Source organism: Polynucleobacter sp. UB-Piko-W3, assembly GCF_018881635.1.
In the GTDB taxonomy this organism is placed as follows: domain Bacteria; phylum Pseudomonadota; class Gammaproteobacteria; order Burkholderiales; family Burkholderiaceae; genus Polynucleobacter.
This window is the reverse complement of sequence record NZ_JACVPY010000002.1, coordinates 1,286,835-1,311,043: the sequence shown is the minus strand read 5'-3', so window position 1 is coordinate 1,311,043 and position 24,209 is coordinate 1,286,835. Positions and strand designations below refer to the sequence as shown.

The window sequence follows — 24,209 nt, the reverse complement described above, 5'->3', positions numbered from 1 at the left end:
GATTCAATGACCTTACATTCCATCAACTCCCCCAACGAATTAAAAAAACTGACTCGTGAAGAATTGCCAGCACTTGCTGATGAATTACGTCAGTTTGTCTTGGATTCGGTATCGCAAACTGGTGGACACCTATCTTCTAATTTGGGAACGGTGGAGTTATCGATTGCTCTGCATTATGTATTTGACACTCCAGATGATCGTATTGTCTGGGACGTGGGGCACCAAAGCTATCCGCACAAAATATTGACGGGCCGTCGTGAGCGCATGAACACCCTGCGTCAGTTCAAGGGATTATCTGGATTCCCACAGCGCGCCGAAAGTGAGTTTGATGCCTTTGGTACAGGACATTCATCGACCAGCATCTCAGCGGCGATGGGTATGGCTCGCGCCTTCCAGACAAAGGGTGAGCGTCATGTGGCCGTGGCTGTCATTGGTGATAGTGCAATGACTGGTGGTATGGCCTTTGAGGCCATGAACAACGCTGGCGTATATGAAGATCTGCCTCTAGTCGTTATTCTGAATGACAATGATATGTCGATCTCTCCTGCAGTAGGCGCGCTCAATCGTCATCTGGCGAGATTGCTGAGCGGTAATATTTATTCGGCTACTAAAAAGGGTATCGATAGCGTTTTATCGATTGCACCTCCACTGCGCGAGTTTGCAAAACGTCTTGAAGATCATGCTAAAGGCATGGTTTCACCTTCAACTATCTTCGAAGAATTTGGTTTTAATTACTTTGGCCCAATTGATGGGCATGATTTAGACGCTTTGATTCCAATGCTGCAGAACGTGCGCCGCCTAGCTCTAGAAGGCGGTGGCCCACAGTTTTTACATGTTGTGACTCGCAAGGGTCAAGGTTATGAGTTGGCTGAAGTCGATCCTGTGCTGTATCACGGTCCTAGTAAATTTAATCCTAAAGAGGGCGTCAAAAAAGCTGCGGCAACTAAAAAAACCTTTACCCAAGTATTTGGTGAGTGGTTATGCGATATGGCTCAAGCAGATCCGCGATTAATTGGGATTACACCAGCGATGCGTGAAGGCTCTGGTTTAGTGGCGTTTGAGAAAAACTTTCCGAATCGTTATTACGATGTCGGTATTGCCGAGCAACATGCAGTCACTTTTGCTGCTGGTATGGCATGTGAGGGTATGAAGCCGGTAGTGGCGATTTATTCCACTTTCTTGCAGCGTGCTTATGATCAATTGATTCATGATGTAGCTTTGCAGGATTTGCCAGTCTTGTTTGCATTAGATCGCGCTGGTTTAGTTGGCGCTGATGGTGCAACCCATGCGGGCGCTTATGACATTCCATACTTACGCTGTATCCCGAATATGTTGGTGATGACGCCAGCAGACGAGTCAGAGTGTCGCGATCTACTGACTACGGCATTTCATCAACCTCATCCTAGTGCCGTGAGATACCCCCGTGGTTCAGGCGCTGGAGTAGCTCCTTCTAAAGAACTCCGCACATTACCATTTGGTAAGGGTGAGATACGTCGCAAATCCAATGCTCAATCTGGAAGCCGCCTAGCCATTTTGGCATTTGGTACTTTGCTGTATTCGGCGCTAGAAGTCGCAGAGGTGATTGACTCAACGGTTGCCAATATGCGTTTTGTAAAACCACTCGATGTTGATCTCATCAAATCCTTGGCGGAGAATCACGATTATTTTGTCACGATTGAGGATGGCGTGATTGCTGGCGGTGCGGGAAGCGCTTGCCTGGAAGCGCTGGCGCAGCTTGGAATAAACAAACCCCTTTTGCAGCTAGGTCTTCCCGACCAATTTATTGAGCATGGAGACTACAACCTGTTGATGACCAAGTGTGGCCTGGATGTAGAGGGCATTACGCATTCCATCAAACAACGTTTTCCGGCCGTATTCACAATAAATTCAGTATTTGCGGGCAAATAAACCCGTTTTGCTTGAAAATAGAGCCATGAACGACATTAACCCCGCTTTTCTGAAAGCTAGCGCAATGCCCGATGTGCAATCCACATTGGATGAGCGTGCTTTGCCGATTGAGCAGGTTGGTATTCGTGGCGTGCGTCATCCATTAACCATTCGTAGTGCATCTGGAGACTTTCCATCCGTTGGTCAGTTCGAGATGGATGTTGCCCTACCTGCGCATGTTAAAGGAACGCATATGTCGCGCTTCATGGCGCTTCTTCAAAAGCAAGAGATGGCCGTTGATAGCATGACAGTTGTTGCAATGGTGTGCGATATGTTGCCTTTGCTTGACGCTAAAGAAGGCCATGTGCAATTTACCTATACCCACTTTGTTAAAAAAGCAGCGCCGGTATCTGGCGTAGAAAGCTTGATGGATTACGAAGTGACTTGGATGGCAACAGCCAAGCAAAATCCTGCAGGAAAGTTAGATATTGAGCTAGGATTGCGCGCTCAGGTACCAGTTATGAGTTTGTGCCCCTGCTCTAAAGAGATTTCTGAGTTTGGTGCACACAATCAACGATCCCATGTCACTATGGATGTCGTACTTGATTCGCAAACGAAGATGACAGTAGAAGATTTAATCACCGCCGCAGAGAGCGAAGCTTCTAGTGAGCTTTGGGGTTTACTAAAGCGCCCAGATGAGAAGTGGGTTACTGAGCATTCTTATAGCAATCCTAAATTCGTAGAGGATTTAGTGCGTGATGTGGCTGGCAATCTCAAGGCTGATGAGCGTATCCGCGCCTTTGTGGTTGAGGCTGAGAACTTTGAGTCCATTCATAACCATAGCGCTTTTGCTCGCATCAGCCACAAGAAATAAAGCAAGCTAATACTGAGCATTCTTATAGCAATCCTAAATTCGTAGAGGATTTAGTGCGTGATGTGGCTGGCAATCTCAAGGCTGATGAGCGTATCCGCGCCTTTGTGGTTGAGGCTGAGAACTTTGAGTCCATTCATAACCATAGCGCTTTTGCTCGCATCAGCCACAAGAAATAAAGCAAGCTAAATCAAATTATTGCTTTGCAAATCCCAACGGGGTTTGATGTCAAAGGCTCCAGAAGTTGTGGAGCCATTATTTTTGGCTAACATGCGTAGTGCTCCAGCAAAAGCAATCATGACTCCGTTATCAGTACAAAGTTCTAGTGGTGGATAGTGAACTTCAAAACGATTCTTTTTCGCTTTGTCATTAAGTGCATTTCGTAATTGCATATTGGCTCCCACACCACCAGCAAGCACTAAATGTTTGCAGCTAGTTTGTTTGAGTGCCTTTTCTGATTTACTCACTAGCACTGTAACGATGGCATCGACAAAGCTTCTGGCAAGATCCGTATGAAATTGCGCCACTTCAGAAGAGTCTGTAATCTTTCTCTCTTCAAACTTTTTCACTTGATTTAGAACCGCAGTCTTAAGTCCCGAGAAAGAGAAGTCTAAATCGCCAGAGTGCAACATCGGTTTGGGTAGATCAAAAATTCCAGGTCGCCCTTTTTCTGCCAGTTTAGAAATGGCTGCGCCACCTGGATAGTTCAATCCCAATAATTTAGCAGTCTTATCAAACGCTTCACCGGCAGCGTCATCCATGGTTTCGCCTAAAAGCTCATATTGACCAATGCCAGAAACTTTCATGAGCTGGGTGTGACCACCAGAGACAAGTAGGGCAATAAATGGAAATTGGGGAGCGCTTTGGCCTAAAAGCGGAGAAAGTAGATGTCCTTCAAGGTGATGAACCCCAATGGAGGGCAAATTCAGCCCTTGGGCCAGGGATTTAGCAAACGCGCTGCCCACCAGAAGGGCACCCGCAAGGCCGGGCCCCTGAGTAAAAGCAACCGCATCAATATCAGCTAATTTGAGCCCAGATTGGCTTAAAGATTGATCTAAAAGGGGTAAAACACGTCGGATATGGTCTCTTGAGGCTAGTTCTGGAACTACACCCCCGTAGTCACGGTGCATAGCGATCTGGGAGTGTAAACCTTGGCCCAGAATGCCCTGGAATGCAGGTTTGCCCTCTTCCCAAGGGGTAGTGTTGTATAAAGCCACCCCGGTCTCATCACAAGAAGTTTCTATTCCTAAAACAATCATTTTTTGGTTTTGTCGTGCTAGAATCGCAATTCAGTTAATTTTTCGATATTTATCGAGCATATACGAGTTAAATAAGTATGACTACAGTCCGCCTCCGCGAAAACGAACCATTTGAAGTGGCATTGCGCCGTTTCAAGCGCACCATTGAAAAAAATGGTCTTTTGACAGACTTGCGTGCCCGCGAGTTTTACGAGAAGCCAACGGCTGAGCGTAAGCGTAAAAAGGCCGCCGCTGCAAAACGCCATTACAAGCGTATTCGTAGCCAAATGTTGCCTAAGAAGCTTTACTAATAGAATTTAAAAGCTCTCTTCACCGAGAAGCTTTGAAGCCCGCTGACGGTGAAACGCAGCGGGTTTTTGCTTTTTGAATTGCTAATCACAGCTAGGCAGCGAGATATATTCAACATTAGGAAAATGCCATGAGTCTAAAAGATCAAATCACTGAAGATATGAAAAATGCTATGCGTGCAAAAGAGACTGCACGTCTAGGGGCTATTCGTTTATTGCTTGCTGCGATTAAGCAACGTGAGGTTGATGATCGAATTGTTCTGGATGATGCTGCTGTGATTGCGATTATTGAAAAAATGATTAAGCAGCGTAAAGATTCCATCTCTCAGTTTGAAAAAGCCAATCGTGATGATTTGGTTGCAATCGAAGTTGCTGAAATGACCATCTTGCAAGCCTACTTGCCTGCCCAAATGTCGGATGCAGAAGTAGAGGCTGCAGTTGCAGCAGTAGTTGCTTCTACAGGCGCTACTGGCCTACAAGATATGGGTAAAGTGATTGGCGCTCTAAAGGGTCTATTAGCTGGTAAGGCTGATATGGGTAAGGTATCTGCTTTAGTAAAAGCCGCACTCGCTAAGTAAGTAATTGAGCGACTAGCCAACTCAGTAAAACAGTTTCATACTGCTAGCCTAATGGCGCTTATTCCACAATCCTTCATTGCCGATCTTTTAAATCGGGTTGACATCGTTGATGTGGTTGGGCAGCACGTTAAGTTAAAAAAAGCCGGTGCAAATTACCAAGGTTTGTGCCCCTTTCATTCAGAAAAGTCCCCTTCATTTTCGGTATCACCTACAAAGCAGTTCTATCACTGCTTTGGCTGTGGTGCCCATGGATCTGCCATTAGTTTCTTGATGGAGTACTCTGGCCTTGGTTATGTAGATGCGATTGAGGATTTGGCGCGCTCTGCAGGGCTAGATGTGCCTCGCGAAGAGCGCACCGCCAATGATGTGGCAAGAGCGCAGCAAGCGATGGCTTTAAGTGAGGTGATGAGCTCAGCAGCAGATTGGTATCGCCAACAACTCAAAGGCAATACCAGGGCAGTAGAGTATTTAAAGGGTCGTGGTCTGACCGGTGAGATCGCAAAACGTTATGCCTTGGGCTATGCCCCAGATGGCTGGCAAGGACTGGAGGCAGTGTTCGGCCCTTATACCAATGATGAAGTAGCAAAGACTCTTGTAGAGGGCGGCCTTCTGATTCAGGGGGAGCAGTCTGAAGGCGCTCCAATAAAACGTTACGACCGCTTTCGTGATCGTGTGATGTTTCCTATTCGTAATCCCAAAGGTCAAACCATTGGCTTTGGTGGGCGTATTCTGGATCAAGGTGAGCCAAAATATTTAAATTCTCCTGAGACACCATTGTTTTCAAAAGGTAATACGCTCTACGGATTATTTGAAGCAAGGCAAGCGATTCGTGCGCAAGAATACGTCTTGGTTTGCGAAGGTTATATGGATGTGGTGGCGCTAGCACAGTTAGGTTTCCCCAATGCAGTAGCCACCTTAGGAACTGCATGTACTGCAAACCACGTACGGATGCTACTCAGACAAACAGACAAAGTAATTTTCTCATTTGATGGCGACTCTGCTGGTCAACGTGCAGCACAGCGTGCACTTGAAGCTTGTTTACCGCTGATGTCTGACGATAAAGAAATTCGTTTCTTATTCTTACCGACAGAGCATGATCCTGATAGCTATGTGCGCGCTTATGGCGCAGCTGCATTTGAGAAAGTCATTAAAGAAGCAATGTCGATCTCTAGCTTCTTCTTTAAGATTGTTAGTGAAGACCACGAGCTCACTACCCCAGAGGGTAGAGCCCATACTCATCATGCTGCCAAGCCATTATTGCTCTCGATGCCACCCATTGCATTGCGTACTCAGATTTTGCGTGAGCTCGCGATTCGAACGAATACGACTCCGGCAGAGCTTGAGTCATTTTGTGGTTTAACAGTAGTGCCAGCTCCTGCACAACAAGCCAGATCACCAATCAATCAAAATTCTTTTGCCAACAGTAATCGGCAGGGCGCCCCTTGGCAAGCGTCTAAGGGTTCTGCAAAACGCGTTGCGACACAAAATATTGAGCCACCGAAGGCACCGACTGATTTAGCAGAGCAAATGTTGCGTGTACTGATTCAGTTTCCACATCTTGGAAAATCATTAGATGCTAACAAACGCTCACTGGCATTGAAGGCTGCAGAACAGCGATCAACTAAAGCCTTCTTATTAATGCAAGATCTTTTATCCCAATGTGACTTAGTGGAATTGATTCCAGGCGAGGGCAATAAATCTGCTACTGCTGGCGCCGGGGCTTTCGCAATGTTCCAAGACCAACTCTCGCGCAGTGAGCTTGCACCCTTGTACGAGTTACTCAGAAATCGCGTCATGGGGTCTGATTTAGACCTTGATGGGGCTACGGCAGACTTAGAGGGCGCCTTTAAAAAGCTAGAACTGACCTACTTAAAGCAAGAAATGACCGCAATAGCTCAAAAGATTGCTGGTAGTACGGCTAACGACCTAGATCGCGCTAGATATCGTGAATTAGGCGAAAAGCTGAAATTCTCTTAAGTATTTACGCAAACACCCCTAAAGATAGCCTGAAATAAGCCTATATTTTTAGTATATCGGGGACTAAAAAAGTCACAATCGACTATAATCCTCTGTTCCCAAGAAAAAAATGAATTAATTCAGCTACTTGCGCTTTATTTTGATGAAATTTTGGGCAAGTGGACTACGGGGCTGTACTTAATCAGTCGATATCAATAACAGTAATGTGAGTAAGTGCTAATAAATGCCTAATACCAAGACCAAAAAACCAGCTAAACCAGTAGCCAAGAAAGCGAAAGCTTCAGCTAAACCAGTGAAGGCCGCCGCTAAGCCAAAAGCAAAGGCTGCTGCTAAACCAGTAGCCAAGAAAGCGAAAGCTCCAGCTAAACCAGTGAAGGTTGCTGCCAAGCCTGCTTCAAAAGCAAAAGCAATTGCTAAGCCGGCAGCTAAAAAAGCGAAGCCTGCTTCAAAAGCAAAAGCTGCTACTAAACCAGTGGCTAAAAAAGCGAAGCCTGTGAAGGCGGTGAAGGCCCCAGCAAAACCACTGAAGGCTGCTGCTAAAACAGCGTCTACTAAAGTTAAAGCCGCCAAGCCCGAGCCAGTAAAAAAAGTGAAAGCTTCTGCAGTAGCAAAGGCTGAAGAAATTAAAGGTAAAAAAGCAAAGGCAGCCGAAGTTACTGCCCCAGTAGTTGAGGAAGAGAAAAAGCGCGGTCGCAAGGCTAAAGTAGAAGCTCCTTCTGATGGCGCTGAGCCAGTTTTAACGGATCGTCAAAAAGCACGTGAGCGCAAAGCAAAAGAGAAAGCACTCTTAAAAGAATTCGCAGCTCAGCAATTAGGCACCGAAGAGCAACAGGAGTTACGCCGCGCTCGTTTGAAGACCTTGATCAAGATGGGTATGTCCAAGGGTTATTTAACCCATGGTGAAATGAATGACGTGATGTCTGATGAGTTGTCTGATGCTGATGCATTAGAAACCTTGATCAGCTTATTGAACGATATTGGTATTACTGTTTATGAGCAGGCTCCTGACGCAGAAACATTAATTCTGTCTGACAACACGGAAGCTGCAGCTTCTGAAGAAGAGGCTGAAGAAAAGGCTGAAGCAGCTCTCTCTACAGTTGATTCAGAATTTGGCCGCACTACCGATCCAGTCCGTATGTATATGCGTGAGATGGGTACTGTAGACCTTCTGACTCGCGAAGGCGAGATTGTGATTGCGAAGAAGATTGAGGCTGGCCTCAAAGATATGGTGATGGCCTTAGCTGCCTGCCCAGTCACTATTAGTGAAATCTTGAGTAACGTGGACAAGATTACTACTGGCGAGATCGAGATTGATCAGTTTGTGGATGGCTTGGTAGATCCAAATGCTGAAGATATTAAGTTGGGGCCCGAAGAGCCAGAGATTGATCCTAATGCTGAGGAAGATGAAGGTGATGATGAAGGTGGCGGCGGAGGTGCTGCCGCTGCAGCAGCCAATGCTAAACAGCTCGAAGAGTTAAAACAAATCTCCCTCGAGAAATTTGCCATCGTTCGCACGCAAGCCGACAAAATGCGTCGTGCTTTTGATAAGGATGGTTATAACTGTCCTGCTTATATCAAGGCGCAAGATCTCATTCGTGGCGAGTTATTAGGTTTCCGCTTAACAGCGAAAAGTGTTGAGAAGTTATGTGACACTATGCGCTCTCAGGTTGACCAAGTATGGAAGCTAGAGCGCGGCATTGTGAGTTTGTTAGTAGATAAGATTGGTGTCAATCGTGGTGAAGTATTAAAAGACTTCCCGAAGATGGCAATGAATCTAACCTGGACTGATAAGCTTCTCAAAGAGAACAAGCCCTACGGCCCACTTTTACAACGTAACGTGCCTGCCATTCAGGAACTTCAACAGAAGTTGATTGATATTCAGACCCGCGTAGTCATTCCGCTGCCAGAGTTAAAAGAAGTGAATAAGCAGATGACTGCAGGTGAGAAGCGTACCCGTGAGGCTAAGCGTGAGATGACGGTAGCTAACTTACGTCTAGTAATCTCCATTGCCAAGAAATATACCAACCGTGGTCTGCAGTTCTTGGACTTGATTCAAGAAGGTAATATTGGCTTGATGAAAGCGGTAGATAAGTTTGAATACCGTCGTGGCTATAAGTTCTCTACTTATGCAACATGGTGGATTCGTCAAGCAATTACCCGCTCTATTGCTGACCAAGCAAGAACCATCCGTATTCCAGTGCACATGATTGAGACGATCAATAAGATGAATCGTATCAGCCGTCAGATCTTGCAAGAAACTGGCCATGAGCCAGATGCTGCAACCCTGGCGCTCAAGATGGAGATTCCGGAAGACAAGATTCGTAAGATCATGAAGATTGCTAAAGAGCCAATCTCGATGGAGACTCCAATTGGCGATGATGAAGATTCTCATTTGGGCGACTTCATTGAGGATGGCAATACCTTGGCTCCAGCCGAAGCAGCTCTGCATGAATCTATGCGTGACGTTGTCAAAGATGTTCTGGATTCATTAACACCACGTGAAGCAAAAGTATTGCGTATGCGCTTTGGTGTGGAGATGAGTACAGACCATACTCTCGAAGAAGTAGGCAAACAGTTTGATGTAACGCGTGAGCGTATACGTCAGATTGAAGCGAAGGCCTTGAGAAAAATGCGTCATCCAAGCCGTAGCGACAAGCTCAAGACTTTCCTCGAGGAAGATTGATCCAAAGATTAACGGGCCTATAGCTCAGTTGGTTAGAGCAGAGGACTCATAATCCTTTGGTCCCAGGTTCAAGTCCTGGTGGGCCCACCAGAAAAGCAAACCCTCATCAGAAATGGTGAGGGTTTTGTCTTTAGAGACTCGCCTTAGGTAAGAGTTAGATTTCTTTCAATCGAGAACTTCTACGTGATTTTTCATAGAAGTGATTGGGCTTAGATTTAACCCAATGAATAAATCGTTGCATTTCGGGATGCTCTTGAAGAGCCGCCGCAGTATTAAATTGCGTGGCTAGTTCAGTTTCGGTAAAGAGGGCATGTATTTGACGATGACAAATGCGGTGTAGGTACTCGGTAGTTTTTCCACCCTTGGACTTTGGTATGAGGTGATGAGCATCTTTTTGGGAATCAGGGATAGGGCGGTTGCAGATAGGGCAGGCCACATCTACCACTTTTATGAATGGTGTTGGCGCAAGCGAAATCAACTTCTTACGAATTTTGCCAATCATCTGGTTTTTAAAATATTCATGTGTCGTACAAGTTTAGTAAATAAGTCATAAACTTGCATGGTGGCAAAATTCTCATCAAAAATCCTTTCTGAATCTGATATATCTCGCCTGATTGAGATGGCCTGGGAAGATCGGACCCCATTTGATGCAATTGAGAAATCATTCGGCCTATCTGAACCACAAGTCATTCAATTGATGCGCCATGAACTTAAGCGAGGCTCTTTTGAGTTATGGCGTAAGCGCGTTACTGGAAGGGCTACAAAGCACGTTGCGCTTCGAAGTAAGTTAGTTGATCGCGCCTATTGCCCAACGCAGTATAAAAATAAATGAAGTCTATTAAACGCTTAGTGCTGATTCTGGGAGATCAGCTCGATTTAAAAGGGGCCGCCCTCAGAGATTTTGATTTCAAAACTGATGAAATAGTCATGATTGAGTCAATATCAGAGGCGCAATATGTTTGGTCCCATAAAGCCAAGATTGCTCTGTTTTTATCTGCAATGCGGCACTTTGCTGCTCAGTTAAAAAAGCTTAATTACCCCCTGACTTATATTCAAAGCTCGCCTCTGTCAATCGTAGAGACCTTAAAAGAAAAAATGATCCAAGGCGGGATTACAAACCTTATCTGCGTTGAGCCAGGCGAATGGCGCTTAAAGCAGCAGATAGAAGCATTAGCAAGAGAGCTATCGCTTAGGCTGGAGATGCGTGAGGACGATCACTTTTATTGCTCGCATCAAGAATTTGTTGAATGGGTGGCTGATAAAAAAGAATTACGGCTAGAGTACTTTTATCGCCTAATGCGTAAGCGCCACAATATTCTGGTTAATTCTGAAGGAAACCCTGAGGGTGGGCAGTGGAATTTTGATCAAGATAATCGTAAGCCCTATTCAAAAAAAGGCCCTGGCATCATTGAGGCCCCCGTTTTATTTGAGCCAGATGCAGTTACCAAAGAGGTTCTTGAGTTTGTTAACGCTACCTATCCAAATCACCCTGGCTCACTAGATCATTTTCGGTGGCCAGTAACTCGAGCCCAAGCTCTAGGAGCGCTAGACTATTTTGTGGAATATCGCTTAAGAAACTTTGGGGTATTTCAGGATGCGATGTGGACTGATACCCCGTTTGGCTGGCATTCTATTTTGTCGAGCTCGCTTAATCTGAAGTTGCTTAATCCAAGAGAAGTGATTGCTGCTGTTTTACGGGCCTGGAAAAAATACTCCTTAGATCTTTCTACGGTTGAAGGGTTTATTCGTCAAATATTAGGCTGGCGAGAATTTGTAAGAGGCATGTATTACTTAGATATGCCCAAGATGGCTCAAGATAATTATTACAACCATCAAAGACCCTTGCCTCAATGGTATTGGACAGGTCAAACTAATATGGCCTGCATGAAAGATGCGATCGGCCAAACGCTGCAGTATGGCTATGCCCATCACATTCAGCGCCTCATGGTGACCGGCAACTTTGCTCTACTAGCCGAGATCTTGCCATCAGAAGTCTGTGATTGGTACTTGGCAATTTATGTCGATGCGATTGAGTGGGTGGAGCTTCCCAATACCGCTGGCATGGCTTTGTTTGCAAATGGTGGACGCTTCACTAGTAAGCCCTATATTGCTAGTGGCGCCTATATCAAGCGCATGAGTAATTATTGCAGCTCGTGTCAGTACAAGCCAGATATTCGATTTGGAGAGACTGCTTGCCCTGTAACAACCTTGTATTGGAATTTTTTAATTAAGCATCGCAGTCAGTTTGAATCCAGTCCACGTACAAAGCTGATGACTGCCAATCTCAAGAGAATTAGCGATGAGGATCAAGAGTCGATCGTGGGGCATGCCGATCACCTCCTCAATCATCTCAATGATCTCTAGGGATTGATATGAGTACTTCCTTTAAGGGCAATAAAAGTTATCTACCAAACAAAATTTGCGTTGTCTGCAAAAAAGAGATGATCTGGAGAAAGTCTTGGGCCAAAAATTGGGAGTTTGTTAAATACTGTTCAGACGCTTGTAGGAAAAAAGCGCCTAAGGCGTAGACCTTAATCAGCGATTTGCTTTTACCAGGGCAATCTTTCGCCTGAGTAAGAAAGAAAGCTTCCTGAATCTTCTTTCTTGAGACTTTCAATCACTCGAAACATATCTGCCACTGCATCGTGCGCAGGCCTACCAATCTGCTCGCCGCGAAATGGTTTTGAGAGTCTTGAGTTCACGGTACCAGGATGCATTGCGATCAGAGCAGTGTTCGGTTTGGTACGCGCCCATTCAATAGACGCTGTTTTGATCAGCATATTGAGCGCGGCCTTCGAAGCTCGGTAGCTATACCAACCACCAAGGCGGTTATCTTCAATGCTGCCAACTTTAGCCGACAGGTTAACCATGATGCTATGTTTGGGATCCAGTAATTTAGAGAAGTGCCTAACGGTGAGTGCTGGACCAATAGCGTTGATCTTCATCAGCTCTTCTAGTTGTTCAGTATTCAGATCGTCTAGCTTCTTTTCAGGCATCGAGTGGTTGGTGTGCAGGACTCCAATCGTATTAATGATGAGTTGAAAAGGTGCTTCCTGAGAGAATGCTGTGGCACAAGATTCTATAGACTCTGGATCTTGGTAATCAATGCTATGTTCTGAATGACGATGAATACCCAAGACATTTGAGCATTGGGGGTTGTTTTTAAGTAGCTCCATAAACGCCGTGCCAATGGTTCCAGAGGAGCCAATAATGAGGGCAGAAAAAGGGTTTGGAAGCAGTTTCAAGGTGCCTTAAATAATGTCGCTTTCATTCAGTTTAGTGAAGAAGTCTTAAACCTGCTCAATAGGGACTGATTTGGCTTTTTAGGGCTGCTTTATTGTGATTACCATGATTTCCCTAGGCTAAGCCCCTCTAGGACGGTTGGCCTAGGGGCGCGTCATTTTCATGTGGGCGTAAAATGTAAGAATCATTTAAAGTGATTTATATGAAGCAGACTGAACACTACATACCCCTTGGATTTTCTGATCGAGTTGCCTTATTTTTTACTAAAGGGATGCGCTTTTTTGCAGACACCTTTTTTAAGAAGCGCTATGGGCACCGAGCTGTTGTTTTAGAAACTGTGGCAGGAGTCCCCGGAATGGTTGCCGGAATGTGGACTCATTTAACAAGCCTGCGGAGTATGAAGGTTGGCTATGGGCCAAAGATACGAACACTTTTAGCAGAGGCTGAGAATGAAAGAATGCATCTCATGACTTTCATCGAGATTGCAAATCCCAATCGGTTTGAGCGCTACCTTGTTTTGATCGCGCAGGCTATTTTCTGGAATTTCTTTTTCATTATTTATGTATTCTTTCCTAGAACTGCCCATCGTATCGTCGGCTATTTTGAGGAAGAGGCAGTCTATTCCTATACCGAGTATTTAAAAGAAATTGATGAGGGGCGCATACCGAATGTTCCAGCCCCCCAAATTGCTATTGATTACTGGAAGCTTGAACCTAGCGCAACTCTACGAGATGTCGTGATTGCTGTTCGCAATGATGAAGCCCACCACCGGGATACAAACCATCAATTTGCTAGTGACTATGACAAGGCTTAATGATGAAGACTCCAGATAAGCGCTGCTGTGGCTCAGGTGTTTGCATCATTAATGATGCAGGCGAGTGTTGGTGTGGCCAAGTGTGGGACGGTGAAAAAATGTCCGCACCTAGCTTGAATCTACAAACAGCTATCGATAAAAGCCAAAAGCAGGACTCCGATAAGATCAAGCCTAACTCGTAAATTGAGTTTAAAGCAGGCTCTCTTTTGACTATAGGAAGCTTAAATGATGATGACTCCTGATGAAATTGCAGGATTAATTCCAGCAGAAAAAGCCCGTTTTCGTTCTCCGATACCTACCCAAGCAATTTCAAGTGATGAGTTTTTGCCTGGTGTGCAGACTCCCAAGCAAAAAGAATTTGAGAATCGCATCAAAGAGATTGGTACAACCCTTGCTAAGCACCAAGGCATACCTCGCCGCCGATTTTTTCAAAGTGCTGCAGGAATGGCAGCAGCTTTTTTGGCAATGAATGACACCTTTGGCCCGATGTATAGCGTTAGTCATGCCGAGGCTGCAACACCAGAGCTGGCTAATCAAAGATCTGCTTTGTTAAAAGATCAGTTCATTATGGATATGCATACCCATTTCTTGCGTGACGATACCCGGCTAGAAGGCTTTGTGAGATCTCGCGAGGCTGTAGGCAAGGCCTCATGGAATCCTGCTTTAGTTGGTAAGCCACAAACCTTGGATGACTTGAAGTTTGCCAATTACTTTAAAGAGGTCTATTTAGATAGCGATACTAAAGTGGCATTGATTTCTGGCTCTGGATCTGAGGATCCACGAGATTGGTTTTTAACTAATGCAATGAAAGCGCAGGCGCGTGAATCAGTGAATCAAGGGTCCGGCACTAAAAGAATGTTTTCACACGCAATTTTTATGCCAGGAATGCCAGGTTGGTTAGAAAAGGCCGAAGCAGATCACGAAAATCTAAAGCCAGATTCTTTTAAGGGCTACACCATCGGCGATAACACTAATAAGCAACTTTCAAAGCATCCTTGGCGTCTTGATGATGAAAAATTACTTTATCCCTTTTATGAAAAGTTAGCGAAATGGAGTAAAGCTAAGCCAAGCTTAGCTAATGTCTGTGTTCATAAAGGTCTTTATCCGCCATCAATCACGCAGCAATATCCTCACTTATTGGCTTATGCGAAAGTAGATGATGTTGCGAAAGCTGCTAAAGATTGGCCTCAATTAAATTTCGTTATTTACCATTCCGCTTTTCGTTATACAGGCGGAACCTGGGATATAGGATGGGAGCAATTTAGACAATCTGGCCGCATTGATTGGGTAACAGATTTAGCTCAGATCCCACAAAAAACAGGTGTCACGAATGTCTATGGAGATTTAGGTCAAATTTTTGCCCAAAGTACTATTGCGGAGCCAAGGCTATGTGCTGCGATGCTCGGTCAGCTCATTCAAGGCTTAGGGGCAGATCATGTTGTTTGGGGTACCGACGCCATCTGGACGGGCTCCCCCCAGTGGCAAATTGAGGCCCTACGTAGATTAGAGATTCCTGAGGATATGCAGAAAAAATATGGCTTTAGTCCTCTGGGGGCTGCAGATGGAGCAGTCAAGCGAGCAATCTTTGGCGAAAATTCTGCACGGCTTTATAACTTTACTGCTGCACAACGAGCTGCCTTAATGACTGATAAGGTTGCCTTAGCAAAAGTGAATTATGACCAGTATGGGGATGGCAGAACCAACCTCAGATATGGTTATATGCAGGCTTAATTTAGTCTAACTATTATCTGCACTTATTTGCGAATAATGGATGCGGGAATTTACTGGCTACTCCTACCCCTGATTGCTGTATAAATTGATTGCTTATAAACCAAATCTTGATGGCTGCAAAAATTGTATTTAATGGAATAGAGAAGATGACGCAAGAAAAAAATATTACACGCCGTAATGTATTGAAAATGAGTGTGGGTACTGCTATTCTGAGTAGTACAGGCGTAAGTCAGGCGCATGAGAAGGGTATTAAAACCCCTTTTAATGTTGAGCAGGTCTACATTCCTATTGCTAGCAGTAGCCAAGAATTTCCGGTGCGCAGAATCTATTGCATTGGTAGAAACTATGCAGCGCATGCAAGAGAAATGGGTTCTGACCCAACTCGTGAACCCCCATTTTTCTTTCAAAAGCCAACGGATGCCATTCAGTTTGTTGCGCCAAACAAAATCGTAGATCATCCTTATCCAACTTTGACTAAGAATTACCACTATGAGGTCGAGCTAGTCGCAGCCTTAAACAAAGGCGGCAAGAATATCCCAGTTGAGAAAGCACTTGATCATATATTTGGTTATGCACTTGGCTTAGATATGACGCGCAGAGACCTGCAGCGTTTTATGGGGGATCAAAAGAAGCCTTGGGAAATTGGTAAGTCCTTTGATCACTCAGCACCTATTGGTCCCATTTTCCCGCTTGCCAATATTGGACATTTCACCAAGGGGAATATCGAACTCTCAGTCAATGGGACTGTAAAGCAAAAAGCAGATTTGTCTCAAATGATTTGGTCGGTAGCTGAGCAAATTTCTAAATTATCTGAAGCAAATGAGCTATACCCTGGAGACATTATCTACTCAGGCACTCCTGAAAATGTCGGTCCAGTCGTCAAGGGTGATGTGATTCGTTGCTCTATAGATCGATTGCCAGATTTGGTCATTAAGGTTGTTTAAATCTAAAAAAACTTTAAAAAATAATGGGGGCTTAGTGAAACTTCAATTCTTTATCAGGACATTGGTATTTTCTATCTTGTCGAGTAGCTCCTTAGTTGTGCTGGCGGCTTATCCGGATAGACCTGTAACGATCATCATTGGTTTCCCGCCGGGTACGGGCACCGATACAGTCACGCGCATCATGGCCGATCGCCTTTCTCAGAGAATGGGGCAGCAATTTTTAGTAGAAAACAAAGTTGGTGTGGCAGGAAGTATCGGGGCAGGAATTGCTGCTAAGGCTAAGCCAGATGGATATACCTTGTTGGTAAGTGCTTCTGCGCCGATGTCAATCAACCCCCATATTTATAAAACCCTTAGTTACAGCCCTCTGACGGATTTCACGCCAATTGGAATGCTGGTATGGTTGCCTTATTTAATGGTGGTCAATCCGAATGATCCGGCTAATACTTTGCAACAATTTCTGGCAAATGCGCAAAAGAGCCCAACCCCGATTAGCTATGGATCTACTGGTAATGGCGCTACCAGTAACTTGGTAATGTCGGTGCTGGCTAAGCGTGCCAATATTGAAATGACCCAGGTTCCCTATAAAGGCAGCAGTCAAGCACAAGCAGATGTGATTGGTGGGCAATTACCAGTTACTTTTGATACGCTATCTTCCAGTATTGCGATGGTGCGAGCAGGTAAGTTAAAGCCCTTGGCAGTTGCTACACTGAAAAGAACAGAACTTGCGCCAGAAATCCCAACGGTAGTTGAGCAAGGTTTTCCGGGTTTTGAAATTGGAGCTTGGCTAGGACTTTTTGGCCCAGTTGGACTGCCGCCAGCCATTCAGAAAACCTTATTAAACGAAATCAATCTTATTTTGCAAGAGCCAGAGACGCGCGCGAAGTTAGCAAAGGGTGGGGCTGAGGTAAGAGCTTCATCCTCCTCTGGAGAGTTTTCAGTGTTCTTAAAAAATGATTACGAGAATACTGGAAAGTTGATTCGTGATTTCAACATTAAGCCAATGGAATAAAAGAGTAATGGATAAATCCAGTTATATTGTTAGTCCCGCGGAGCGTCAGGCTCGCATTGACTTAGCAGCTTGCTATAGGCTAGTCGCTCATTTTGGCATGAGTGATTTGATATACAACCACATTACCGCTAGAGTTCCCGATAGTGCAGAAGAGCTTATTCTTATTAACCCGTATGGGTTGATGTACAACGAAGTCACTGCTTCTAATCTCATCACCATTAATTTAGATGGCGAAGTTATCTATAACCCCAATCCAGATTTTGGTATTAATCAGGCTGGATATGTGATTCATAGTGCTGTGCATCGCGCTAGAGAAAATGTCAGCTGTGTGATTCATACTCACACGCGTGCTGGTATGGCCGTTTCTGCGATGGAATGTGGCCTATTACCAATTACACAAACAGCAATGCGATTCCATGGGATTCCTTATCACGACTATGAAAGCGTTGCGATTGATTTAGATGAGCAGTCACGCCTGGTTGCAGATTTGGGTGATCAAACTGCCATGATTCTAAGGAATCATGGTCTCCTAGCGGTGGGCCCAAGCACAGCCCAAGCCTTTAATACTTTGTATTGGCTAGAAATGGCGTGTAAGGCTCAGGTGGATGCACTCTCTTCCGGTGTGAAATTGACGATGCCGCCTGATGAAGTCATTCAGAAGACCCATCATTTATACCAACCTCACGTCAGAAGGCCATTTGGGGAGATGGAATGGCCCGCAATGCTGCGGATTGTAGAAAAGCTAGACCCGACTTATAAAAACTAATATCTCAAGTTGGTATAGCTATTTAGAAAACAATCTCAGCCAAAGGCTTTTGATCGATAAAGTTTTGAATATTTTTTACAACTGATTCGATCCTTCTTTCATCGAGTTGATCAGTCCAGCTAGCAGTATGAGGAGTCATGATGACGTTATCTAGCTCATGGAACGGTAGTGCTGATGGACGCATTTCTAAATTATCAGTACTAGCATATTGATACCAAACATCCAGTAGCGCGCCTCCAATCTCATGGTTTTTGAGGGCCTGATAAATAGCTGCCTCATTAATAATCGGCCCCCTAGCAACATTGATGATGACGCCAGTGGGCTTCATTTTTTTGAGTGTGGATCCATTAATCAAATCCCTAGTACTTTCGCTTAGTGGTGCAGTAATGAGAACGTAATCACTTTCCATCAATAAAGTCTCTAGATGTGAGCTGTCTTTCCACCACTTCAACCTAGCGTCTACCTTTGGATTGCGACTAATCGCAATAAACTCCATTCCAAAAGGAGTGGCGAGTTCAGTGACTCGTTTAGCAATATGTCCAAAACCAATAAAACCGATGGTTTTATGTTGAATCTCACTATGTTTCAGTCCTCGCACAATGGAGCCACCATAAGTCCATCTGCCTTGGCGAAGCTCCCGGTCCATATGGCGCATATTAATTGCAAACTCCAGAACACCCAGCATGACGTATTCGGCGATAGGTTCAGAGTGCTGATTGGTATTACAAACAATGCAGCCATCAGGAAGCCATTCTTTTTTTAGCCACTCCATACCAGAAAATGGTACTTGGATTAATTGAAGTTGCTTACCCGCCGTAATAAGATCCTGAACTAGTGTCGGGTCTTTGGAATACACCAACTCAGCTGATACAACCAGAATGTGTGCCTTGGAGACAAGCTCCAGCAATTCAGATTTAGCTTGTTCGACAGTGCAGTGTTGAATTGTCCAGGATTTTCCAAGAGCCTGAATCAGAGGGGCGAGAAATATTTTTCCGTATTCTCCAACTATTAGAATATTTCTATCCATGATCTTCCAATGTCATTAATGGCTTAAATATACAGCTAATTCTGCTCTCATCCGTCTTTGATCTCAGGCTTAAGTACCGGCTAGCCAATAAGGATAGAAATCATCATCTGAAATAGCATGGAGTATATTGAACATTAGCCTATACTTAAAATAAAAAAAGCCCAATAATGCGAAACATTATGACCTTGACGCTAAGGAAATTCTGATTTTTCATTCTGGGAATAAGATTAGATAGAGGACTTATGAAAACAAAATTACATTTTCTGATTGTGTGTTTGACGCTTACCATTTTCTCGGCAAGCTCGTATGCCCATAAAGATACAGATCCAGCTCATCAAACTTATGCAGAGGGCAATCTTCCCCTTGAAAATGGATCCACTATTGAGAATTTCAAAATTTCTTTCACGACGCAGGGCGTTCTGAATGCAGATAAATCGAATGCTATTCTGATGGTTACTGCGATTGGCGGAAATCATCATCGCATTGATTATTTGATTGGTCCTGGCAAGGCTCTTGATACAGATAAGTATTTTGTGATTTGTACAGACGCAATTGGTAATGGCTTGACAAGCTCTCCATCCAATAGCCAAACACAGGCGAATGTGAGCTTTCCGGAATTCAATATTCGAGATATGGTGAATAGCCAATATCGACTAGTGACTGAGCATTTTGGGATTACCAAGCTAGTATCGGTGGTCGGTGCTTCCATGGGCGGTATGCAAGCTTTGCAGTGGGCTGTTTCTTATCCCAATGCTATGCAGTCAATCGTACCTATTATTCCTTTAGCTAAAACCCATGCATGGACTTCCGGGGTTCTAGAGATGCTCAGGCAAAGCATCATGACTGACTCAGCTTATCAGGGTGGTAAATATGACAAGCCCGTTGAAAAAGGAATGCGACTATGGGCAGGGTGGTTAAGTGGAGTGATTGTTAGAACACCGTCTTATCAAAATCAACAGTTCAATAGTCCCGAGGCAGAAATTAATTTTCTCAATAAGCTTCAGGATGCTTCTTGGAAGCGTATGGATGCAAATGATTGGATTTGGCAATCTCGCGCTTATGATCGCCATGACATTGGGCAAACAAAGGGTTTTAATGGGGATACGATTGCTGCATTGAAGTCAATTAAGGCAAAGACGCTCATTCTTGCGGGGACCGGGGATTTGCTCAATCCAGAATCTGATGCCAAGGAGTCGGTAAAATATATACCTCAGGTGAAATATGTCGCGATCAATGAGACTTCACCCATGGGACATCTTTCAGGGGCAGGAGTTACACCGAACGAGAATGAAGTTCAAAATAAAGCAATCAAGCAGTTTTTAAGCGCACTGAAAAAATAAAAAAAGCCACCCAAGGGTGGCTTTAGTATTGAGAGAAATCATTTCACTTCGTTTTAACGAAAGTGACCCAGTTAGCTCCTTTGCCGCCAGCAACTCTTTCAATCAGATTTAATTCACCATTGGCTTGATTGATGGAGTAGAGAGATACCTTGTCAGACTTTTGTCCGGAGGCAACTAAAAATTGACCACTAGGATCAACATTAAATCCTCTCGGCATTTCTTCTGTAGGTATCGTAAACAGATACTTTACTTTGCCTGTTTGAGGATTGACTTCAAAGCCGCTTAATGTGCTCTTAGTTCTCTCGGATGTATAGAGAAATTTACCATTAGGCGTTAACTTAATTTCAGCGCAGAAAATCATATTGGAGTCATCAAACGCAGTCGCCTCTGGCGAACCAGTCGGAGGCCTTGGTCTGCCAGGTACTAATTTACTATCTGCTGGAAGACTAGATACAGCCTGAATTTGAGTTAATCCTCCTGATTTGATATCCCGAGAGAAAACCACTACTTCACCAGTCATCTCTGTAATGACATAGGCAAATTTATTATCATCCGAAATAACAATATGTCTCGGACCCTGTTGTTTTTGGAGGGCTACTGAAGTTGATGTCTCAGAGAGAGGCTTGGCTTGGGATGCATTAAAGGTATGAATTTTGATTTCATCTGTACCTAGCTGGGGTACATAGACAAACTTATTGGACTGGTCAAATATGATGGCGTGTGGATTTTTACCGCCACTTGGAAATGCTTCTGCTGGAACAGGATTGACATAGCCATTTGCTTGTATTTGGTTAACGCTGTTGTTGTGACCGCCAAAAGAGGTTGCCAATAACCATTTACCAGTTTTATCAGTAGATACAGCAACCATGCTATCGGCCAATGGAACTGAGCCAGTCCATTTTAGTTGCCCATTGGATTGGTCAATTTGATAAATATATAGGGAAAAGGGCTTAGAGCGCACGGAGGCATATAAATTTTTGCCATCGGGTGTCACAGCCATAGGCATTGCAAACTTTCCAGCAGGAAAGCGTCCAACTAAATTTAAGTGTGGACTTGGCCCTGCTGTTAGTTCATAAGCTGCTATATCGGCATCTTCAATATTTGAGATATATACGTAAGTGCCACAATACGCTGTGGTTGCTATTGTCACTCCAGATATTGCAAAAGCTAACTTCCCGAAAATACTTTTCATCATGCTCTCCCTTTGGTATTTTTTTATTGAGTTTCTTTTTATTATTCTTGTTTCAGAATAACTGTTGTTCTTGCTTTGGGAACATTGGTATCTTCCATTAGTTTTATGTCAATTTATGCCTTGAGTGAGATCTGTATAGGGTCAGTCATCTCAGCTTTTTCAGGGTTGAGAGGGGAAAAGAGGTAATATTATTTTCTGATAAAAAGTCTACAAGCCATTTAATCAAAAATAATCAATCACTAGGAGCAGTTATGAATCGCGAGAATTTTGAAAAAGGACTAAAAACCCGCAAAGAAGTATTGGGCGCTGAGTATGTTGAGAACTCACTCAAGAATGCTGATGATTTCAATATGCCCATGCAAGAGTTGGTTACTGAGTATTGCTGGAATGAAGTTTGGAACCGTCCGGGCCTGGAGAGAAAAACACGTAGTTTCTTAAATCTCGCCATGATTGCAGCGCTAAATCGCCCCCATGAGTTGAAGTTGCATGTCAGAGGAGCCATTAATAATGGCTTAACAAAAGAAGAGATTCAAGAAGTCTTTTTACAGGTTGCAATTTATTGCGGTGTCCCAGCTGCGATTGATAGTTTCCGTGTGGCTAAAGAAGTATTTAAAGAAATGGGTATCTAATGCAAGCATCCGATACAAAGATCGCTTTTGTGGGTTTGGGGCTCATGGGAGTCCCCATGGCAAAAAACCTCCTGAAGGCCGGATATCAGATTGCTGGATTTGATCTTAACCAAGAGGTGGCGGTAAAGTTTTCAGGTGAAAAAAGATTTCAGTTTGTATCGAGCCCTGAACAAGCAATACAAGATGCCAATCTCACGATCTTAATGTTGCCTGATAGCGCCATCATTGATACGCTCTTGTGGGGCATCAATGGATCTGCAGGTATTGCTACTCAGTTACGTAAGAATAGCTACCTAATAGATATGAGCTCATCTAGCCCGATCTCATCCAAAGAAAACAATCAAAAATTAGAGAAGTTAGGTATTCAGTTTATTGATGCGCCGGTATCCGGGGGAGTTAAAAAAGCAATTGATGGATCGCTTGCCATTATTGTTGGCGGAAAAAAAGAATACTTTGCAGAGGTTCATCCGCTACTAGAATGTATGGGTAAGAGCATTGTGCATGTTGGCGATGCAGGTGCAGCACATGCAGTGAAGGCTTTGAATAATTATGTGTCAGCAGCTGGCTTAATTGCCGCCTCGGAGGCACTCAATGCGGCAAAGAGGTTTGGTTTAGATCCTCATGTAGTAAATCAAGTATTTAATGCTTCAACCGGTCGCAATAATACGACGGAAAATAAAGTTGAAAATTTCATGCTCAATGATGCTTTTAATTCGGGCTTCTCCTTGGCCTTAATGCGTAAGGATGTGCAAATTGCACTGAACTTTATTGAGAATATGAATTGCTATGCAAATCTGGCAAAGCAATGCGTCCTTACTGCTAAAGAGGCAGATGAGAAGCTGGGCAAGGGTGCGGATCATACTGCCATGTTTGACTATGTCAGGTCTGAAGCTCGTTAGTTCCATAATTATTTGATAGGAGTGTTATGAAATTCATCTACAAACTTCTTTTGGTATTTAGCTGCCTTTCGGTATCTCTAGCATTTGCCGCCTATCCTGAAAAGCAACTCACTATCGTTGTGCCATATCCTCCCGGTGGCTCTACAGATGTGTTGGGTAGAATTTTGGCGCAGTCCATGTCGAAAGACTTAGGCCAAGCTGTCATTATTGAAAATACTGGTGGCGCAGGTGGAACGATTGGCGCAGCTAAGGTTGCCAAAGCGAGTCCAGATGGTTACACCTTGCTTTTTCATAATATGGCGCAAGCATCTGCACCAGCGCTATATACAAAATTACCTTATGACCCAGCTACTGACTTTATTCCTATTGGTATGGTGACTGAGGTTCCAATGGTTCTAGTGGCAAGGAAGGATTTTCCAGCAGAATCACTTCAAGGTTTTATTGATTATGTGAGGGCAAATCCTGATAAGGTAAATTTTGCCAATGCAGGTATTGGCGCTACATCGAACTTGTGCGAAGTGCTCATGAAATCTACGCTAGGAGCATCTTGGCTCTCGGTATCTTATAAAGGAACTGGACCAGCACTCAATGATTTGTTAGCAGGGCAGGTGGATGTCATTTGCGATCAACCTGCCAGTACATTGCAGCATATTCGTGCAGGTAGTATCAAAGCACTTGCTGTAGCTAATAAGGATCGCATTAGCTCCTTACCCTCAACACCCACGTTCAGTCAGTCTGGCATGCCTGGTTTTCAATTATCAGTTTGGCATGCTTTATATGCACCAAAAGATACGCCTAAGCCGGTGATTGATCGATTAACAAAGGCATTAAATAATGCGCTGAAAGATCCAGGTTTAGTGCGTCGCTTTGGCGAAATGGATGCTTCTGTGGCAACCCCCGCAATTGCTAATCCTAGTTATGCATCTAAATTCCTGTTGACGGATATTGAGAGATGGAAAGTTGCCATGAAAAATGCCGGAGTTAAACCTCAGTAAGCTGCTACTTTTTGAATTATGGTGAGTCTATGGCTTACTCTTTGGCCATAACAGCTCACCGCAAATAAAAACACC

General features: G+C 44.2%; 25 protein-coding genes and 1 tRNA gene. 21 read left to right on the top strand and 5 right to left on the bottom strand.

Annotated elements, in window-relative coordinates:
• Positions 1 to 6: 6 nt before the first annotated feature.
• From dxs to ICN31_RS07055, 3 genes are read left to right on the top strand one after another with little or no spacing between them, the layout of a single operon-like run.
• A complete protein-coding gene (gene dxs, locus ICN31_RS07065) occupies positions 7 to 1,908 on the top strand; it encodes a 1-deoxy-D-xylulose-5-phosphate synthase (RefSeq protein ID WP_216259975.1) in 1,902 nt (633 codons plus the stop codon).
• Positions 1,909 to 1,933: 25 nt separating this feature from the next.
• Complete coding sequence (gene folE2, locus ICN31_RS07060) at positions 1,934 to 2,761, top strand: GTP cyclohydrolase FolE2 (RefSeq protein ID WP_216259973.1); 828 nt, start codon at positions 1,934 to 1,936, stop codon at positions 2,759 to 2,761.
• Positions 2,758 to 2,937 carry a GTP cyclohydrolase, FolE2/MptA family gene (locus ICN31_RS07055; protein ID WP_370624328.1) on the top strand — a complete coding sequence of 60 codons (180 nt, stop codon included), beginning with the start codon at positions 2,758 to 2,760 and terminating at the stop codon, positions 2,935 to 2,937. Before folE2 ends, ICN31_RS07055 begins: the two co-directional genes overlap by 4 nt.
• A 6-nt stretch (positions 2,938 to 2,943) precedes the next feature.
• On the opposite strand, the gene tsaD is transcribed toward ICN31_RS07055, so the two are convergent.
• Positions 2,944 to 4,017, bottom strand: coding sequence for a tRNA (adenosine(37)-N6)-threonylcarbamoyltransferase complex transferase subunit TsaD (tsaD, locus tag ICN31_RS07050; protein ID WP_216259971.1), 1,074 nt, complete (start codon positions 4,015 to 4,017; stop codon positions 2,944 to 2,946).
• A gap of 77 nt (positions 4,018 to 4,094) precedes the next feature.
• On the opposite strand from tsaD, the gene rpsU reads away from it, so the two are divergent.
• The 5 genes from rpsU to ICN31_RS07025 all read left to right on the top strand — a co-directional run bounded on the left by rpsU (position 4,095) and on the right by ICN31_RS07025 (position 9,632).
• Positions 4,095 to 4,307 carry a 30S ribosomal protein S21 gene (rpsU, locus tag ICN31_RS07045; protein ID WP_011903537.1) on the top strand — a complete coding sequence of 71 codons (213 nt, stop codon included), beginning with the start codon at positions 4,095 to 4,097 and terminating at the stop codon, positions 4,305 to 4,307.
• A 128-nt stretch (positions 4,308 to 4,435) separates the two neighbouring features.
• Complete coding sequence (locus tag ICN31_RS07040; RefSeq protein ID WP_216259969.1) at positions 4,436 to 4,882, top strand: GatB/YqeY domain-containing protein; 447 nt, start codon at positions 4,436 to 4,438, stop codon at positions 4,880 to 4,882.
• 51 nt (positions 4,883 to 4,933) lie between these two features.
• On the top strand, positions 4,934 to 6,859 hold the full coding sequence (gene dnaG / locus ICN31_RS07035; RefSeq protein ID WP_216259967.1) for a DNA primase: 1,926 nt from the start codon (positions 4,934 to 4,936) through the stop codon (positions 6,857 to 6,859).
• Between the two features lie 223 nt (positions 6,860 to 7,082).
• Positions 7,083 to 9,542 carry an RNA polymerase sigma factor RpoD gene (rpoD, locus tag ICN31_RS07030; protein WP_216259965.1) on the top strand — a complete coding sequence of 820 codons (2,460 nt, stop codon included), beginning with the start codon at positions 7,083 to 7,085 and terminating at the stop codon, positions 9,540 to 9,542.
• A gap of 13 nt (positions 9,543 to 9,555) precedes the next feature.
• Positions 9,556 to 9,632 (top strand) — tRNA-Ile (locus ICN31_RS07025).
• A gap of 64 nt (positions 9,633 to 9,696) precedes the next feature.
• Here the strand turns inward: ICN31_RS07025 and ICN31_RS07020 are convergent.
• The gene (locus ICN31_RS07020) at positions 9,697 to 10,044 is read right to left on the bottom strand and encodes an HNH endonuclease (RefSeq protein ID WP_216259963.1); all 348 of its coding nucleotides are present in this window, start codon (positions 10,042 to 10,044) and stop codon (positions 9,697 to 9,699) included.
• 57 nt (positions 10,045 to 10,101) lie between these two features.
• Here ICN31_RS07020 and ICN31_RS07015 point away from each other — a divergent pair, with 57 nt between their 5' ends.
• Genes ICN31_RS07015 through ICN31_RS07005 form a run of 3 tightly spaced genes read left to right on the top strand, consistent with a single transcriptional unit; the run spans position 10,102 to position 12,070 of the window.
• On the top strand, positions 10,102 to 10,374 hold the full coding sequence (locus ICN31_RS07015) for a TIGR03643 family protein (protein WP_216259961.1): 273 nt from the start codon (positions 10,102 to 10,104) through the stop codon (positions 10,372 to 10,374).
• Positions 10,371 to 11,906, top strand: coding sequence for a cryptochrome/photolyase family protein (locus ICN31_RS07010; RefSeq protein ID WP_216259959.1), 1,536 nt, complete (start codon positions 10,371 to 10,373; stop codon positions 11,904 to 11,906). Before ICN31_RS07015 ends, ICN31_RS07010 begins: the two co-directional genes overlap by 4 nt.
• Positions 11,907 to 11,914: 8 nt before the next feature.
• Positions 11,915 to 12,070, top strand: coding sequence for a DUF2256 domain-containing protein (locus tag ICN31_RS07005; protein WP_216259957.1), 156 nt, complete (start codon positions 11,915 to 11,917; stop codon positions 12,068 to 12,070).
• Between the two features lie 21 nt (positions 12,071 to 12,091).
• On the opposite strand, the gene ICN31_RS07000 is transcribed toward ICN31_RS07005, so the two are convergent.
• Complete coding sequence (locus ICN31_RS07000; protein ID WP_216259955.1) at positions 12,092 to 12,787, bottom strand: SDR family NAD(P)-dependent oxidoreductase; 696 nt, start codon at positions 12,785 to 12,787, stop codon at positions 12,092 to 12,094.
• A gap of 200 nt (positions 12,788 to 12,987) precedes the next feature.
• Between ICN31_RS07000 and ICN31_RS06995 the strand changes: the two genes are divergently transcribed.
• The 6 genes from ICN31_RS06995 to ICN31_RS06970 all read left to right on the top strand — a co-directional run bounded on the left by ICN31_RS06995 (position 12,988) and on the right by ICN31_RS06970 (position 18,052).
• Positions 12,988 to 13,599, top strand: coding sequence for an alternative oxidase (locus ICN31_RS06995; RefSeq protein WP_216259953.1), 612 nt, complete (start codon positions 12,988 to 12,990; stop codon positions 13,597 to 13,599).
• On the top strand, positions 13,599 to 13,781 hold the full coding sequence (locus tag ICN31_RS06990; protein WP_216259952.1) for a hypothetical protein: 183 nt from the start codon (positions 13,599 to 13,601) through the stop codon (positions 13,779 to 13,781). The genes ICN31_RS06995 and ICN31_RS06990 overlap by 1 nt, the downstream gene beginning before the upstream one ends.
• A 43-nt stretch (positions 13,782 to 13,824) precedes the next feature.
• A complete protein-coding gene (locus tag ICN31_RS06985) occupies positions 13,825 to 15,330 on the top strand; it encodes an amidohydrolase family protein (RefSeq protein ID WP_216259951.1) in 1,506 nt (501 codons plus the stop codon).
• A 110-nt stretch (positions 15,331 to 15,440) separates the two neighbouring features.
• Positions 15,441 to 16,274, top strand: a complete 834-nt coding sequence (locus ICN31_RS06980) for a fumarylacetoacetate hydrolase family protein (protein WP_370624279.1) — start codon at positions 15,441 to 15,443, stop codon at positions 16,272 to 16,274.
• A gap of 34 nt (positions 16,275 to 16,308) precedes the next feature.
• Positions 16,309 to 17,286: a tripartite tricarboxylate transporter substrate binding protein gene (locus ICN31_RS06975; protein ID WP_216259949.1), complete on the top strand. Its 978-nt coding sequence runs from the start codon at positions 16,309 to 16,311 to the stop codon at positions 17,284 to 17,286.
• A 7-nt stretch (positions 17,287 to 17,293) separates the two neighbouring features.
• Positions 17,294 to 18,052, top strand: a complete 759-nt coding sequence (locus ICN31_RS06970) for a class II aldolase/adducin family protein (RefSeq protein ID WP_216259947.1) — start codon at positions 17,294 to 17,296, stop codon at positions 18,050 to 18,052.
• Positions 18,053 to 18,074: 22 nt separating this feature from the next.
• Here ICN31_RS06970 and ICN31_RS06965 read toward each other — a convergent pair whose 3' ends face one another.
• Positions 18,075 to 19,079, bottom strand: a complete 1,005-nt coding sequence (locus ICN31_RS06965) for a 2-hydroxyacid dehydrogenase (protein ID WP_216259945.1) — start codon at positions 19,077 to 19,079, stop codon at positions 18,075 to 18,077.
• A 242-nt stretch (positions 19,080 to 19,321) separates the two neighbouring features.
• Here ICN31_RS06965 and ICN31_RS06960 point away from each other — a divergent pair, with 242 nt between their 5' ends.
• Positions 19,322 to 20,419 (top strand): alpha/beta fold hydrolase, encoded by a 1,098-nt coding sequence (locus tag ICN31_RS06960; protein ID WP_216259943.1) that lies wholly within the window; start codon positions 19,322 to 19,324, stop codon positions 20,417 to 20,419.
• Positions 20,420 to 20,462: 43 nt separating this feature from the next.
• Here ICN31_RS06960 and ICN31_RS06955 read toward each other — a convergent pair whose 3' ends face one another.
• Positions 20,463 to 21,614, bottom strand: a complete 1,152-nt coding sequence (locus ICN31_RS06955; RefSeq protein ID WP_216259934.1) for a beta-propeller fold lactonase family protein — start codon at positions 21,612 to 21,614, stop codon at positions 20,463 to 20,465.
• A gap of 248 nt (positions 21,615 to 21,862) precedes the next feature.
• Here ICN31_RS06955 and ICN31_RS06950 point away from each other — a divergent pair, with 248 nt between their 5' ends.
• Genes ICN31_RS06950 through ICN31_RS06940 form a run of 3 tightly spaced genes read left to right on the top strand, consistent with a single transcriptional unit; the run spans position 21,863 to position 24,134 of the window.
• Positions 21,863 to 22,240, top strand: a complete 378-nt coding sequence (locus ICN31_RS06950; RefSeq protein WP_216259932.1) for a carboxymuconolactone decarboxylase family protein — start codon at positions 21,863 to 21,865, stop codon at positions 22,238 to 22,240.
• Positions 22,240 to 23,139 (top strand): NAD(P)-dependent oxidoreductase, encoded by a 900-nt coding sequence (locus ICN31_RS06945; RefSeq protein ID WP_255530931.1) that lies wholly within the window; start codon positions 22,240 to 22,242, stop codon positions 23,137 to 23,139. The genes ICN31_RS06950 and ICN31_RS06945 overlap by 1 nt, the downstream gene beginning before the upstream one ends.
• 26 nt (positions 23,140 to 23,165) lie before the next feature.
• Complete coding sequence (locus tag ICN31_RS06940; protein ID WP_216259919.1) at positions 23,166 to 24,134, top strand: tripartite tricarboxylate transporter substrate-binding protein; 969 nt, start codon at positions 23,166 to 23,168, stop codon at positions 24,132 to 24,134.
• Positions 24,135 to 24,209 lie beyond the last annotated feature (75 nt).